This is a genomic window from Micromonospora sp. CNZ303, from assembly GCF_004345505.1.
Window position 1 is genome coordinate 210,136 of the sequence record NZ_SLVT01000004.1, and the last position, 14,009, is coordinate 224,144.

14 protein-coding genes and 1 other RNA gene are annotated in these 14,009 nt (G+C 72.2%); 11 read left to right on the forward strand and 4 right to left on the reverse strand.

Annotated features, from left to right (window positions below; all coding sequences use genetic code 11):
* Positions 1-90: 90 nt before the first annotated feature.
* A complete protein-coding gene (locus EV374_RS09310; protein WP_121396459.1) occupies positions 91-318 on the reverse strand; it encodes a helix-turn-helix domain-containing protein in 228 nt (75 codons plus the stop codon).
* A 219-nt stretch (positions 319-537) separates the two neighbouring features.
* Here EV374_RS09310 and EV374_RS09315 point away from each other — a divergent pair, with 219 nt between their 5' ends.
* Entirely contained in the window at positions 538-1,047 is a 510-nt protein-coding gene (locus EV374_RS09315) for a DUF6912 family protein (RefSeq protein WP_132233598.1), read from the forward strand.
* A 63-nt stretch (positions 1,048-1,110) separates the two neighbouring features.
* Here the strand turns inward: EV374_RS09315 and EV374_RS09320 are convergent, their stop codons facing one another.
* Complete coding sequence (locus EV374_RS09320; protein ID WP_132233600.1) at positions 1,111-2,262, reverse strand: hypothetical protein; 1,152 nt, start codon at positions 2,260-2,262, stop codon at positions 1,111-1,113.
* Positions 2,263-2,512: 250 nt separating this feature from the next.
* Here EV374_RS09320 and pruA point away from each other — a divergent pair, with 250 nt between their 5' ends.
* The 10 genes from pruA (at position 2,513) to EV374_RS09370 (ending at position 11,441) form a co-directional block, all read left to right on the forward strand.
* Positions 2,513-4,141 (forward strand): L-glutamate gamma-semialdehyde dehydrogenase, encoded by a 1,629-nt coding sequence (gene pruA / locus EV374_RS09325; RefSeq protein WP_132233602.1) that lies wholly within the window; start codon positions 2,513-2,515, stop codon positions 4,139-4,141.
* A gap of 104 nt (positions 4,142-4,245) precedes the next feature.
* Complete coding sequence (locus EV374_RS09330; protein ID WP_132233604.1) at positions 4,246-5,049, forward strand: tryptophan 2,3-dioxygenase family protein; 804 nt, start codon at positions 4,246-4,248, stop codon at positions 5,047-5,049.
* 117 nt (positions 5,050-5,166) lie between these two features.
* Positions 5,167-5,682 carry a PadR family transcriptional regulator gene (locus EV374_RS09335; protein WP_132233606.1) on the forward strand — a complete coding sequence of 172 codons (516 nt, stop codon included), beginning with the start codon at positions 5,167-5,169 and terminating at the stop codon, positions 5,680-5,682.
* A 140-nt stretch (positions 5,683-5,822) separates the two neighbouring features.
* Entirely contained in the window at positions 5,823-6,944 is a 1,122-nt protein-coding gene (gene prfB / locus EV374_RS09340; protein ID WP_132233608.1) for a peptide chain release factor 2, read from the forward strand.
* A 118-nt stretch (positions 6,945-7,062) separates the two neighbouring features.
* On the forward strand, positions 7,063-7,743 hold the full coding sequence (gene ftsE, locus EV374_RS09345; RefSeq protein WP_089001878.1) for a cell division ATP-binding protein FtsE: 681 nt from the start codon (positions 7,063-7,065) through the stop codon (positions 7,741-7,743).
* Between the two features lie 65 nt (positions 7,744-7,808).
* Complete coding sequence (gene ftsX, locus EV374_RS09350) at positions 7,809-8,684, forward strand: permease-like cell division protein FtsX (RefSeq protein WP_132233610.1); 876 nt, start codon at positions 7,809-7,811, stop codon at positions 8,682-8,684.
* Between the two features lie 136 nt (positions 8,685-8,820).
* Entirely contained in the window at positions 8,821-9,300 is a 480-nt protein-coding gene (gene smpB, locus EV374_RS09355) for an SsrA-binding protein SmpB (RefSeq protein ID WP_132233612.1), read from the forward strand.
* Positions 9,301-9,404: 104 nt separating this feature from the next.
* Positions 9,405-9,780, forward strand: a transfer-messenger RNA (tmRNA) gene (gene ssrA, locus EV374_RS09360).
* Between the two features lie 190 nt (positions 9,781-9,970).
* Positions 9,971-10,438, forward strand: coding sequence for a hypothetical protein (locus EV374_RS09365; protein WP_486485652.1), 468 nt, complete (start codon positions 9,971-9,973; stop codon positions 10,436-10,438).
* A 40-nt stretch (positions 10,439-10,478) separates the two neighbouring features.
* The gene (locus EV374_RS09370) at positions 10,479-11,441 is read left to right on the forward strand and encodes a hypothetical protein (protein ID WP_132233614.1); all 963 of its coding nucleotides are present in this window, start codon (positions 10,479-10,481) and stop codon (positions 11,439-11,441) included.
* A gap of 99 nt (positions 11,442-11,540) precedes the next feature.
* On the opposite strand, the gene mdlC is transcribed toward EV374_RS09370, so the two are convergent.
* Positions 11,541-13,136 carry a benzoylformate decarboxylase gene (gene mdlC / locus EV374_RS09375; protein ID WP_132233616.1) on the reverse strand — a complete coding sequence of 532 codons (1,596 nt, stop codon included), beginning with the start codon at positions 13,134-13,136 and terminating at the stop codon, positions 11,541-11,543.
* 63 nt (positions 13,137-13,199) lie between these two features.
* Complete coding sequence (locus EV374_RS09380; RefSeq protein ID WP_132233618.1) at positions 13,200-14,003, reverse strand: S-methyl-5'-thioadenosine phosphorylase; 804 nt, start codon at positions 14,001-14,003, stop codon at positions 13,200-13,202.
* Positions 14,004-14,009 lie beyond the last annotated feature (6 nt).

Consider the following 14,009-nt stretch of genomic DNA (forward strand, 5'->3'; position numbering starts at 1 on the left):
CGATCTTGCGTTTGCCTTCGTTTGCCTTCGACAGGCTCCATTCTCGGGCACGGCAGAGCTCCCGGTCAATGTCTCTGCGGATCGGTCCGGTCACTCCGGGTCGCGGTCGGCCAGCGGGTTGCTCCGCACCCAGTCGGCCGTCTCGGCGTATTTGCGCTCGATGTACTCCTCCAGCCGGGCGCGTTCCACCCGCCACTGGCCGCGCCCGCCGATCTTGATCGCGGGCAGCTCGCCGCTGCGCACCATGTGGTAGACCTGCGAGTCCGACACGTTCAGCTCGGTGGCCACGTCGGAGAGCAGCAGGAACCTTGGCTCCACGGAAACTCCCGGGGTTGGCGTCGTTTGCTTCAGTTTGCCACCGACGGCCGACATGGCCCAGCCACCCGGGGTGCGACCTGCGCCGAGCCGCCCCGGGACACACCGGTGGGACGCTTCCACCGCAGAAGGTGCGCGGTGTATGACGGTCACGGCGATAGGGCATGATCGGCCCGGGGTCGGCGGAAGCCGGCGTAGGGACCTGAGCGGGGGAGACGACCGGTGACCGAGGAGCTTGTCCGGGTGTACGTGCCGGCGACCGTCCCGATGCTGACCCTCCTGCGCGGCGCCGGGCTGCCGGTGGCCGCCGCGCACGCGGTGACCCCCACCCTGCGGGAGTGGTACGCCGAGGGCGACGAGGAAGAGCTGGAGTACGTCGCCTTCACCCGGGCCGCCCAGGACGCGTTGCAGCTGCTCCGGGCCGACCCCGATGCGCCCCGCCGCCGGATCGTCGTCTCGGTCGACCTGCCCGCCTCGGCCGTGGGCCGGGGCGACGGGGAGCTGGGCTCCAGCGCGGTCGAGCTGAGCGCCCCCGTGCCGGTGGGCGCCGTCGCGGCCGTGCACGTGGACGGCGCCGACGCGGTCGAGGACGTCTCCGCCGCGGCGGAGGCTGTCACCGAGGCCCTGGCCGGCGACCCGGACGCGCAGTTCACGGTCGACGGCGCCGAGGACCACGAGCTGGAGTGGTACGACGTCACCGAGCTGGACCTGCTGCTCCGCGCCACCTCCTGACCTCCCGCGCGCCTCCTGCGCCGCCGGACGGCGGGATGTCGGGGCGGGACGGGTGCCGCGAGGTCAGCGGGTGGGAGCGGCCTCGACCGGCTCGTCGTCGTCGGCGTGGGCCGGCCCCAGGGTGCGGCCGAAGGCGATCATCGCGGTCAGGGCGCCGACGAAGAGCACCCAGATGGCGTTGTCGATCCGGGAGGTGCCCAGCGAGGTCTGGGCCACCGCGTCCGCCTCGCTCAGCGCCCCGGCCAGGTCGAGCAGGGACCGCCCGCCGACCCGGATGATCACCTCGGCGACGATCAGGAGCAGGCCCGGGCCGGCGCCGGCCAGCAGGTAGGCGGGCCAGCGGGGCGCGGGCGCCGCCGCGTCGAGCCGGGCGGCCCGGCGGCGGGCCAGGGTCAGGTACCCGAAGGCCAGCAGCCCGGCCACCAGGCCGGCGAGCAGGGACTCGGTGCGGGAAACCCACTTGGCCGCGCTCAGCAGCGACTCCTGGCCGTCGCCGCCGCCGAACAGGTCGAAGAGCGGGTCGCGGGCCCGGCTGAAGGCCACCACGAAGATCAGTGTGCCGAGGGCCGCGGCCACCACGGCCCCGACCACGGACCCGCTACGCGCGCCGGCGACGGCGCCGCCGACGGTCGCGGCCGCGGCGGTGGTGGCGGCGATCACGTTGGTGGTCGCGTTGTCGGCGTACGTCAGGTTGATCGCGAACGCGGCGGCGAGCCCGACGAGCAGGCCGGTGCCGATCGCCGCCACGAAGCGCAGGGTGACCCGCTCGCTGCCCCGGCGGGCGAGCAGGTCGACACCGAAGAGGGCGAAGCCGGCGCCGGCGACCAGCGCCGCCGAGATCACCCCCGGCAGGGCGAACGCGGAGAGGCTGATCGCGGTGAGCCCGGCCGCCGCGGAGCTGATCACCTCGCGGGTCGACCAGAGCATCGCGGCCAGCCACCCGAGCGCCAGGAGCGCCAGCACCGGCGCACCGGGCGCGAGCGGCAGCGCCGTCCCGCCCCGCGGGTCGACGGAGGGGCCGGCCCCGGTCGCGTCGGTCTCGTCCACCGGTGCGGCGCCGGTGGCGTCCTGCGCTTCGGCGGCGGTGTCCCCGGCGACGTCCGTCGTGCCGGTGGCGGTTTCCCCGACGGCGTCCGTCGTCTCGGGAACCGCGTCGCCGGCCGGCGCCGACCGGTCCGACTCCGCGGCTGCGGAGCTGCCGGGCTGCTTGGTCATCGTGTTCCTTCCGACGGACGCCCGGCCCCGGTGGGCCGGCAGTTCACCGGCCACCCAGCGTACGCGTCCACCACGCCCGCCCCCGTCGCCCGCCCCGCGCGGGGTGGGAGGGCCGGGGGTGGGGCGTGGAAGAATCGGGAGAGGTCCCGCTGCCGTGACCGGTCAACCCGGCACGGCGTCGGCGCCGGTCACCCGGCCGGTGCCCGCGGGTCCGGTTTCGCCACCGCTGTCGAGATCGCCAGGAGCCTTGATGGACGCTGTGTTCTCCGTACCCGAGCCGCGCAACGAGCCGGTCCGCAACTACGAGCCGGGCAGTGCCGACCGGGAACGGCTCCAGCGGCGGCTGACCGAGCTGGCCGCCGAGCGGATCGACCTGCCGATGACCATCGCCGGTGAGCAGCGGATGGCCGGCGGCGAGTCGATCGACGTCGTGCAGCCGCACAAGCACGCGCACGTGCTCGGCGTCACCGCACACGCCACCCACGACGACGCCCGCGCCGCCGTGAAGGCCGCCAAGGACGCCGCCGGGATGTGGCGGGCCCTGCCGTTCGAGGAGCGGGCCGCGATCTTCCTGCGCGCCGCCGAGCTGCTCGCCGGCCCGTGGCGCGACACGCTGAACGCGGCCACCATGCTCGGCCAGTCGAAGACCGTCATCCAGGCCGAGATCGACGCGGCCTGCGAGTTCATCGACTTCCTCCGGTTCAACGTGCACTTCGCCCGGGAGCTGCTCGAGGCGCAGCCGATGTCGTCGCCGGGGGTGTGGAACCGCTTCGACCACCGCCCGCTGGAGGGCTTCGTCTACGCGGTCACCCCGTTCAACTTCACGGCCATCGCCGGCAACCTGCCCTCGGCGCCGGCCCTGCTGGGCAACACCGTGGTCTGGAAGCCGGGCCCGACCCAGCAGTTCGCCGCGCACTTCACCATGCGGCTGTTCGAGGCGGCCGGTCTGCCCCCCGGTGTGATCAACATGGTCACCGGGCGCGGCGAGGAGGTCTCCGACGTGGTGCTCGCCGACCCGGATCTGGCCGGCATCCACTTCACCGGCTCCACGAAGGTCTTCCAGCACCTGTGGCGGACCGTCGGCGAGAACATCTCCCGCTACCGGGGCTACCCCCGGCTGGTCGGCGAGACCGGCGGCAAGGACTTCGTCGTCGCGCACACCAGCGCCGACGTCGACGCCCTGCACACCGCCCTGATCCGCGGCGCCTTCGAGTACCAGGGCCAGAAGTGCTCGGCGGCGTCCCGGGCGTACGTCCCGCGGTCGCTGTGGGAGGGCGGGCTGCGCGACCGGCTGGCCGCCACCGCGGAGTCCCTCACCTACGGCGACGTCACCGACTTCGGCAACTTCGGCGGCGCCGTGATCGACGCCAAGGCGTTCGACCGGCACCGCGCCGCGCTGGAGCTGATCTCCGGCGACGACGTCTGCCGGGTCCTCGCCGGCGGCACCGCCGACGACTCCGTCGGCTGGTTCGTCCGGCCCACGCTGTTCGAGTGCACCGACGCGGCGCACGAGACGTTCACCACCGAGTACTTCGGGCCGATCCTCGGCGTGCACGTCTTCGACGACGGCCGCTTCGACGACGTGGTCAACCAGGCCGAGTCGATCGCGCCGTACGCCCTGACCGGGTCGATCTTCGCGACGGACCGCCGGGTGGTCGACGCGGTCGCCGAGAAGATGCGGTACGCCGCCGGCAACTTCTACATCAACGACAAGCCGACCGGCGCGGTGGTCGGGCAGCAGCCCTTCGGCGGCGCCCGGGCCAGCGGCACCAACGACAAGGCCGGCTCCTGGCACAACCTCGTCCGGTGGATGTCGCCCCGGACGATCAAGGAGACCTTCGTCGCGCCGACCGACCACACCTACCCCCACATGGGCTGAGGTTGAGGTGCAAGGAAGGGCCCCTTCTTAACGCCTGGTGTATAGGAAGGGGGCCCTTCCTTGCCAGCGGGCGGGGGTGGGGCGACGGCGGTACCGTGGCCGCTGTGACCCACCCCACCCCCGCGCAGGATCCCCACTTCGGCGAGCAGGGTGGCCTGCTCACCTACACCGACTACCTGCGACTGGCAGACCTGCTGGCCGCCCAGGTGCCGGAGTCCGACCCGGCCTCCCACGACGAGCTGCTCTTCATCACCATCCACCAGGTCTACGAGCTCTGGTTCAAGCTGCTGCTATCCGAGCTGACCGACGCCCGGGACCGGATGCTGGACGGCGAGACCTACCTGCCCCGGGTGCGGCTGGAGCGCTGCCACGTGGTGGAACGGGTCCTGATCGGTCAGGTCGACGTGATCGACACGATGACCCCGCAGGACTTCCTGGCCTTCCGCACCAAGCTCGCCCCGGCCTCGGGCTTCCAGTCCGCCCAGTTCCGGGAGATCGAGTTCCTCTCCGGCCTGAAGGACCCCGACTACCTGCGCCGCTTCCGGGGCCTGCCCGACGTCGAGCGGGAGCGCCTGGAGCGGCGGCTGGCCGAGCCGAGCCTCTGGGACGGCTTCCTGGCCGTGCTCGGCCGGGCCGGTTTCGACGTCGCCGAGGCGGAGGCGCGCTTCGTCGCGTACGCCACGATCGCCGGGGACCGGGAGCGGTTCGGGCCGCTGTGGGACCTCGCGGAGGCGCTGGTCGCCCACGACCAGGCGTTCTCGCTGTGGCGGGCCCGGCACGTGCTGATGGCCGAGCGGCAGATCGGCACGAAGCCCGGAACCGGGGGCTCGGCCGGCGGGGCTTATCTGCGCTCCCGGGTGGAGACCCGGTTCTACCCGGAGCTGTGGGAGCTGCGTAGCCGACTGTGACCGTTCCGCGCCTCCTCGACGCACTGTCTCGCGCCGACAGTGCACATAGGAACCCGACCGGGTGGCGAAAATGCCAAATCCTGGACGCCGCGTCGGCAAAGTGGCAGCGTGAGGGGCATGGCGGATTCCGGAGTCAACCCCACGGCGGCGGCCCTGCTCGGGCTGCTCCACGAGGGCCCCATGACAGGTGGCCAGTTGATGGCCGCCGCCGAGCGCCGACTGGCGCCGTACTGGTCGATGACGCGTAGTCAGGTCTACCGGGAGCTGCCGGTGCTGGCCGAGCGGGGCCTGGTCCGGATGGGCAAGCCCGGCCCGCGCTCCAGCCAGCCGTACGCGATCACCGCAGCGGGAAAACGGACATTCTCCCGCTGGCTGGCCGAGGAGCCGGGGCGGGACACCATCCGCAACCCGATCGCCCTGCGGATCGCCTTCGGCGAGCTGCACTCAGCCAGCCAGCTCAAGAACCTCCAGGCCGCGGCCAACGACTACCACACCGAGGCCCTGGCCAAGGTCCGGGAGCAGGTCAAGAACGCCAAGAAGGAGGGCGACGCGTACGACGCCAGCGCGCTGGAGTTCGCCGTCGCCTACCACAAGGCCGCCCTATCCTGGCTGAAGAGCGCCCCGGTCGCCTGACCACAGGGCGTCCCACCGGGATCTTTGGCCCGTGACTGCGGGGCTGACAGGTCCGCTCCTCGCACGAGCTGGGTCTTTTTTCGCCCGTGACTGCGGGGCTCGCAAGCTCACTCCTCGCACGAGCAGTACCCTTGTCTGTCGTGACCGCTGCCGATTACGCCGAACAGCTCAAGGACCTCGACGCCACCCTGCGCAACATCGAGGCGGTGCTCGACATCGACCGGCTGCGCGCGGACAAGGACCGCCTGGAGCAGGAGGCCTCCGCGCCCGACCTGTGGGACGACCAGGCGAAGGCCCAGCAGGTGACCTCCCAGTTGTCGTACGTCAACGGCGAGATCAGCAAGCTCGGCAGCCTCCGTTCCGGGCTCGACGACGCCAAGGTGCTGCTGGAGCTGGCCGAGGCGGAGTCCGACCCGGGGGTGCTCGCCGAGGTCCAGGCGGAGATCGCCTCGCTGGGCAAGGCCATCGAGGAGATGGAGGTCCGCACCCTGCTCTCCGGCGAGTACGACTCCCGGGAGGCGCTGGTCGCCATCCGGGCCGGCGCGGGCGGCGTGGACGCGGCGGACTTCGCCGAGATGCTGCTGCGGATGTACCTGCGCTGGGCGGAGCGGCACGGCTACCCGACGGAGGTCTACGAGACCTCGTACGCCGAGGAGGCGGGCCTGAAGTCGGCCACCTTCACGGTCAAGGTGCCCTACGCGTACGGCACGCTCAGCGTCGAGTCGGGCACCCACCGGCTGGTGCGGATCAGCCCCTTCGACAACCAGGGGCGCCGGCAGACCAGCTTCGCCGGCGTCGAGGTGCTGCCGGTGGTCGAGCAGACCGACAGCATCGAGATCCCCGAGAACGAGATGCGGGTCGACGTCTACCGCTCCTCCGGCCCGGGCGGGCAGAGCGTCAACACCACCGACTCCGCCGTCCGGCTCACGCACATCCCGACCGGCATCGTGGTCACCTGTCAGAACGAGAAGTCCCAGCTGCAGAACAAGGCGTCCGCGCTGCGGGTGCTCCAGGCCCGCCTGCTGGAGCGCAAGCGCCAGGAGGAGCAGGCCAAGCTCCAGGGCCTCAAGACGGACGCCGCCGGCTCGTGGGGCGACCAGATGCGCTCGTACGTCCTGCACCCGTACCAGATGGTGAAGGACCTCCGGACGGAGCAGGAGACCGGCAACCCGACGGCGGTCTTCGACGGCGACCTGGACAAGTTCCTCGAGGCGGGCATCCGGTGGCGAAAGCAGCAGCAGCTCGCCGGCGACGCTGCGTGATCAACCGTGGGCGGAGCGCGTCATCGATCTTCCCGGTACGCCCGAATTGGATGACGCGACTCGCAACGGCGGGGCGCGGGGCTTGGCTCCCCGGTTACACCGCGTAGACTCACGACCCGTGATTCAGCTTGAGCAAGTGACGAAGACGTACCCGAAGGCGTCCCGGCCTTCGCTCGACAACGTGTCCGTCTCGATCGAGAAGGGCGAGTTCGTCTTCTTCATCGGTCCATCCGGCTCCGGCAAGTCCACCATCATCAAGCTGCTGCTGCACGAGGTCTCGCCCAACAAGGGCCGGGTCGTCGTCAACAGCAAGGACGTCACGTCGATGCGTTCCTGGAAGCGACCCCACTTCCGGCGTTCCATCGGCTGCGTGTTCCAGGACTTCCGGCTGCTGCCGAACCGCACCGCGTACGAGAACGTGGCGTTCGCCCTCGAGGTGATCGGCAAGACCAAGGCGGTCGCCCGCCGGGTCGTGCCCGAGGTTCTGGAGCTGGTCGGACTCGGTGGCAAGGAGCACCGCTACCCGCACGAGCTCTCCGGTGGTGAGCAGCAGCGGGTCGCCGTCGCCCGGGCGTTCGTGAACCGTCCGCTGATCCTGCTCGCGGACGAGCCGACCGGAAACCTGGACCCGGACACCTCGATCGAGATCATGCGCCTGCTGGACCGGATCAACCGCACCGGCACGACCGTCGTGATGGTCACGCACGACTCCAACATCGTGAACCAGATGCGCCGCCGGGTCATCGAGATCGAGAGCGGCCGCATCGTGCGCGACCAGGCCCGCGGCGTCTACGGCTGAGTCGACGCCACCCCTGCGCAGCCTGACGACGAACACCTCATGCCGGAGACCCGGAGGAAATCCCGATGCGCGTGAAATACGTCCTGTCCGAGGTACTGGTCGGACTGTGGCGCAACGTGACCATGACCATCGCGATGATCATCACGATGGCGGTCTCGCTGACCATGCTCGGCGCCAGCGGTCTCATGTACCGCCAGGTCGACGACATGAAGGACCTCTACTACAAGAACATCGAGGTCTCGATCTTCCTCACCCAGGAGGTGAGCCCTGAGCAGCGCGGCGCGTTGGAAGCCCAGCTGAAGGGCGACCCGCTGGTCAAGGAGGTCCTCTACGTCAACAAGGACGAGGCGTACAAGCGTTTCCAGGAGATGTTCCAGGACGCTCCGGACCTGCTCAGCGCCGTCAAGGCGGACAGCCTGCCCGAGTCGTTCCGGCTGAAGCTGAACAATCCCGAGCAGTACAAGAACATCTACGACCAGTACAAGGACGCCGAGGGGGTCGACGAGATCGTCGACCAGAGCCGGCTGCTGGACAAGATCTTCGACATCCTCACCGCGATCCAGAACATCGCCCTGGCCGCCGCGATCGTGATGGCCATCGCCGCCCTGCTCCTGGTCGCCAACACGATCCAGGTGGCGGCGTACAGCAAGCGGCGTGAGGTCGCGGTCATGAAACTGGTCGGCGCGTCGAACTGGTTCATCCAGGCGCCGTTCGTGCTGGAGGCCGTGGTCGCCGGCCTGATCGGCTCGTTGCTCGGCCTGGTGGCGCTCATCGCGGCCAAGTACCTGCTCTTCGACGGGTCGCTCCAGGCGCTGCAGGGCCTGCTCTCGCCGATCAGCTGGGGCGACATCCTGTTCATGTTCCCGCTGATGGCCGGCGTCGGTGGCCTGGTCAGCGCGATCACCGCCTGGGTCACGCTCCGCTTCTACCTGCGGGTCTGACGCCCGTACGGCTCGACGACGGCCTTCCCGCGCCAGGAACAAACGGCGTGGGAGGGCCGTTGCCGTTCGGGTAGCATGATCTCCGCTCCGCGGCCGGTCACGTCCGGCGCGGATCACCGGAAAGGGGGTGGCGCCGATGCCACGGGAAAAGGGACGCAAGGTCGTCGCCTCCAACAAGAAGGCCCGGCACGACTATGCGATCCTCGACACCTACGAGGCGGGCATGGCGTTGACCGGCACGGAGGTCAAGTCGCTGCGGGCCGGGCGCGCGTCGCTGGTCGACGCGTTCGCCCAGGAGCGCGACGGCGAGCTCTACCTGCACGGGATGCACATCCCGGAATACACGCAGGGCACGTGGACCAACCACGAGCCCCGGCGGACCCGCAAGCTGCTGCTCAAGCGGCTGGAGATCGACCGGCTGATTGGCAAGACCCGCGAGGGCGGCCTGACCATGGTGCCGTTGCAGGTCTACTTCTCCGACGGCTGGGCCAAGGTGGAGATCGCCCTGGCGAAGGGCAAGAAGTCGTACGACAAGCGGCAGGACCTCGCCAAGCGGGACGCGGACCGGGAGATCGCCCGGGTCGCCGGCCGGCGTGGCAAGGGCATGGACGACTGAGGTGTCCGTCCTGTCCGGTTCGGCGCGCCCGCCGGGGGCTCGGGATGAAACCCGTTGCGGCAGGCGTTACGCTTGTCAGTGCCGCCACATCGGCGGCCTGTCGAGGGGGTGACTGGTTTCGACTTCGTACGCAGCGACAGGGGAAGCGAGCCGAGGAAGCCGACGTCGTCTCGAGAATCGGTCGTCGGAAACCAATAAGCGCCAAGAACAATCGCGCTGACTTCGCTCTCGCCGCCTGAGGCGAGTAGTGAGTCTGTCGGCCTGGGAGCGCCTTCGACCCAGTTAGCCGGCATCAGCTAGAAGGCTGGCCAATCGGACCCGGTCGCGGGGTCCGTGCGGCGAGATCAATCAGCGACTGGGCCCGTCACACCAACTTGCTCGCGTGAGCGGTGGGGCCGAGTAGAGGCACAGCGAGCTGCGCTCGGAGAAGCCCTGACAAACCGGCGAAGGACCCGGGTTCGATTCCCGGCACCTCCACCACCAGACGATGCGCCCCGGTCCACCGGACCGGGGCGCATCGTCGTGTCCGGACCGGTCGGCCCTGGGGCAGCCGGGCCGCACGGGACACGAGGGACGGATGGGACCGATGAGGTCCGTCCCGCCTCTGGACAGGGCGGACGCGCGGGTCCACCATCGCTGTACGCGGTCAGACGCGACGCGGGAGGTGCCCATGGTCACCGGTCCGATCCAGCAGCCGCCCACCCCGCCCGGAGGGCTCCGGCCGCCCGCCGCGCGCCGGCTCCCCGGCACCCCGCCCGGGGACCTGCCGCTCGCCCGGGCGCTGGCCGTCGCGCCGGCGGGACCGCGCTGGCGGGAACGTCTCCTCGTGGGGCTCGGCCCCGTGCGACGGGGCTTCACGGAGCACGTTCGGGTCACCGAGGGACCCGCCGGCCTCTACGCCGAGGTGCTCGGCCAGGCGCCCCGGCTGGAACGCGGGGTGCGCCTGCTGGCCCGGGAGCACGTCGCCATCACCGCCGCGCTGAGCGCCCTCCAGCAGGCGGCGGAACTGCCGGACGCCTCGCTCGACGACCTCCTCGGTCGGGCCGCGCACCTGCTACGGGCCCTCGCCCGGCACCGGCAGCGCGGCGCGGACCTGCTCTGGGAGGCGTACGAGACGGATCTCGGCGGAGAGACCTGACCAGGGGGAACCGGCGTGGGCGTACCGGCGTCCAACCCACATGCGCCGTACCGCCGCCCTGCTGGGCCTTCCGCTGTTGATGATCGTCGCCGGGTGCGCGCCGGCCGGCTCCGACCCGGCCGTCGACCCGGTCGACTCCGACCCGCGCCGCGACGCCTTCGCCCAGCGGGCCACCGAGGTGGCCGACTTGTGGCGACCGCTTCCGGCGTGGAAGTCCGGTTACGTGCCGATGCAGGACCCGACAGTGCTCGTCGGCGACCCGGGCTTCACCGGGGAGACCAAGATCGCCTTCCTCAACGGCTGGTACCGCGAGCAGGTCGACCTGCCTGTCGCGCAGCCCGCCGACGGCACCATCAAGTTTCCGGACGGCACGCTGACCGTCCCGCTGGTGAGCGTCGCCACCGCGTACGGGCAGCTCGACCGGGGCGATCCGCCGCCGTGCGACGGCCGCCCCAAGGACCCCGGGTCCAAGCTCCCCGGTGGCGGCCCCACCATCGAGCCGGGGCCCGACGGTCCGGTGAGCAGCAACTCGCAGACCGCCTGCGTCCCGCTGACGGTCACGGCCGTGAAGCTCGGCACCGCGCCGGTGCGCACCAGCCGGGGCGAGGCGCAGGTGCCGGCGTGGCTGTTCACCGTCGAGGAGATCACCGCGCCGGTGGCCCGGCTCGCCGTGGCGCCGCAGGCCGTCACCGCCCCGCCCGAGCCCGCCCCGCCCGCCCGTCCGGCCCTGGAGGGCCTGGTCAGCGCACAGGACATCCAGTCCGTCAACGGCACCGAGCTGACCTGGCGGCTCGGCGTGGGCAGCTGCGACACCGGGATCACCCCGATGGTGCAGGAGCGCGACGACGTCGTGGTGGTGGGCGGCAGCGTGATCACCGCCACCGGCGTGTGCAACGCGATGCTCAAGATGGAACCGGTCACCGCCACGCTGAAGGCGCCGCTGGGCGACCGGCCGGTCCTCGACGTGCTCACCGGTGCGCCGCTGCGGCTCGCGTCGAGCTGACACGAGCGGGCCGCCCGGCGCCGGGTGGCCCGACGCCGGGCGGTGGAGAGCGGAACGGACCGTGGCGCGCGGCGCCGGGCGGCCCGGTGCCGGCGCGGCTCACAGGAGCCGGGGCACCTCGGTGTCGACCGGCACCGGCAGCACCGTCGGGCCGTCGGCGCGCAGGCCGGCGGCCAGGGCCTCGCCGAGCTGCTCCGGGGTCTCCACGATGGTGGCCGCGCAGCCGTAGCCCCGGGCGATCGCGGTGATGTCCAGCCCCGGCAGGTCCAGCCCGGGCACCCCCGGGGTGTCCTTGAAGTCGGCGAAGGCCTTCAGGATGGCGTACTGCTGGTTGACCGGCACCACCACGACCAGCGGCAGGCGCAGCCGCGCGGCGGTCCAGAGCGCCTGCACCGAGTAGTGGAACGAGCCGTCCCCGATCACCGCGACCACCGGCCGCCCCCGGCCGGTGTCGCGCTGCGCGAGCGCGATGCCGACCGCCGCCGGCAGACCGTATCCGAGGCCGCCGCTGGCCATCGTGAAGTACGACCCGGGGCGGGTGGCGCGCAGCCGGCGGCGCAGCGCCGGCAGGCTGGACGGCGACTCCTGGACCAGGATCCCGTCGGCCGGCCAGTGCCGGGCCAGGGCCGCGAAGAGGGCGTCCGGGGCCAACGGCAGCCCGTCCGCCGGCGGGGGCGGATCGGGGCGCGCCGGCGGCGCCGGCCGGTCCGCCGCCGGGAGCAGGTCGACCAGGGCGGCCAGGGCCAGCCCGGCGTCGGCGAGCAGGCTGTCGCCCACCGGCGCGCGGGCCGCCTCGTCCGGGTCGTCGGTGACGTGCAGCAGGCGGGCCCCGGCGGGCAGGTGGTCGCCCGGCACGTGCGGGTAGTAGCGGAAGACCGGCGCGCCGACCACCAGCACGGTGTCGTGCCCGTCCAGCGCCTCCGAGAGCGGCCCCATCGCGAACGGGAGCACTCCCCGGAAGTGCGGGTGGTGCTCGGGGAAGGCGGCCCGCTCCGGCGCGGGCGCCGACCAGACCGGCGCGGCGAGCCGCTCCGCCAGCGCCACGGCGGCGGGCCAGCCGTCGGCCCGGTCCACGGCCGCGCCGAGCACCAGCGCGGGCGCGCGGCTGGCGGCCAGCACGGCGGCGAACTCGCGCAGCCGGCGCGGGTCGGGCGCGAACCGGGTCGCCACCGTACGCACCGGCGGTGGCGGGTCGGCCGGCTGCGCCCAGTCGTCGAGGGGCAGCGAGAGGAAGACCGGCCCGGCGGGCGGCTGCACCGCCGTCGCGTACGCCCGCATCAACGCCGCCGGGACGTCCTGCGCGCGGACCGGCTCGTGGCTCCACTTCACGTACGGCTGGGGCAGTTCGGTGGCCCGCCGGCTGGCCAGCCGGGGCTCGATCAGCAGCATCTCCCGGGTCTGCTGGCCGGCGGTGACGATCAGCGGGGTGCGGTTGTGCCAGGCGGTGACCAGGTTGCCCATGCCGTTGCCCGTGCCGGGGGCGGTGTGCAGGTTGACGTGCGCCGCCCCGCCGGTGGCCTGCGCGTAGCCGTCCGCCATGCCGACGGCCGACGCCTCGTGCAGGGCGAGCACGTAGTGGAAGTCGTCCGGGAAGTCGCGCAGGAACGGCTCCTCCGTGGAGCCGGGGTTGCCGAAGACCGTGGTCAGGCCGAGGGCACGGAGCAGGTCGTACGTGGTGTCGCGGACCGTAGCCATCGCCTCTGAATCTATCCGGATGACTCAGGCAACCAGGGCTTTTCGCCGCTGCTTCCTTGCACCTCAGGGGAGTGCGAAGGGGAGGGTGATGCCGTCCAGTGCGTGCCCGCAGGCGCAGTCCCGCTCGGTCGGCAGCGCGGCGACGGCCGCCAGCAGCAGGCCCCGCAGCCGGTCGGTGTTCTCCCCGAAGACCCGGAACACCTCCTCCTGCGTCACCGCGCCGCCGCCCTCGACGCCCGCGTCGAGGTCGGTGACCAGGGCGATCGAGGAATAGCAGAGGGCCAGCTCGCGGGCCAGCACCGCCTCCGGGTGGCCGGTCATGTTGACCACCGTGCCGCCGATCGAGGCGTACCACCGCGACTCGGCACGGGTGGAGAAGCGCGGGCCCTCGACCACCACCACGGTCCCGCCGTCCACCGCGGGCACGTCCCGGCCGGCCGCGGCGGCCAGCAGCGTACGCCGGCCCGAGGGGCAGTACGGGTCGGCGAAGGAGACGTGCACCGCGCCCCGGTCGTAGTAGGTCTGCGTCCGCCCGCTGGTGCGGTCGATCAGCTGGTCGGGCACCACGAACGTGCCCGGCCCGAGGTCCGGCCGCAGGCCGCCCACGGCGCAGGGGGCGAGCACCTGGCGTACGCCGAGGGAGCGCAGCGCCCAGAGGTTGGCCCGGTAGGGGATCAGGTGCGGCGGGTGGCGGTGGTCCCGGCCGTGGCGGGGCAGGAACGCCACCCGCCGGCCGCTGACCTCGGCGATCGTGACGGCGTCGGACGGCGGCCCGTAGGGCGTCTCCACCACGTGCTCGGTCGCGTTGTCGAGCAACGCGTAGAGCCCCGAACCGCCGATCACCGCGAGTTCCGCCGTGGGACCCATCGGCCC

Bases quoted from the DNA above. Each gene is read 5' to 3' on its own strand.
- EV374_RS09370 (WP_132233614.1), top strand. From the start codon at position 10,479: ATGCGCCGTACCGCCGCCCTGCTGGGCCTTCCGCTGTTGATGATCGTC.
- EV374_RS09365 (WP_486485652.1), top strand. From the start codon at position 9,971: ATGGTCACCGGTCCGATCCAGCAGCCGCCCACCCCGCCCGGAGGGCTC.
- mdlC (WP_132233616.1), bottom strand. From the start codon at position 13,136: ATGGCTACGGTCCGCGACACCACGTACGACCTGCTCCGTGCCCTCGGC.
- pruA (WP_132233602.1), top strand. From the start codon at position 2,513: ATGGACGCTGTGTTCTCCGTACCCGAGCCGCGCAACGAGCCGGTCCGC.
- smpB (WP_132233612.1), top strand. From the start codon at position 8,821: ATGCCACGGGAAAAGGGACGCAAGGTCGTCGCCTCCAACAAGAAGGCC.
- EV374_RS09335 (WP_132233606.1), top strand. From the start codon at position 5,167: ATGGCGGATTCCGGAGTCAACCCCACGGCGGCGGCCCTGCTCGGGCTG.
- ftsX (WP_132233610.1), top strand. From the start codon at position 7,809: ATGCGCGTGAAATACGTCCTGTCCGAGGTACTGGTCGGACTGTGGCGC.
- EV374_RS09380 (WP_132233618.1), bottom strand. From the start codon at position 14,003: ATGGGTCCCACGGCGGAACTCGCGGTGATCGGCGGTTCGGGGCTCTAC.
- EV374_RS09320 (WP_132233600.1), bottom strand. From the start codon at position 2,262: ATGACCAAGCAGCCCGGCAGCTCCGCAGCCGCGGAGTCGGACCGGTCG.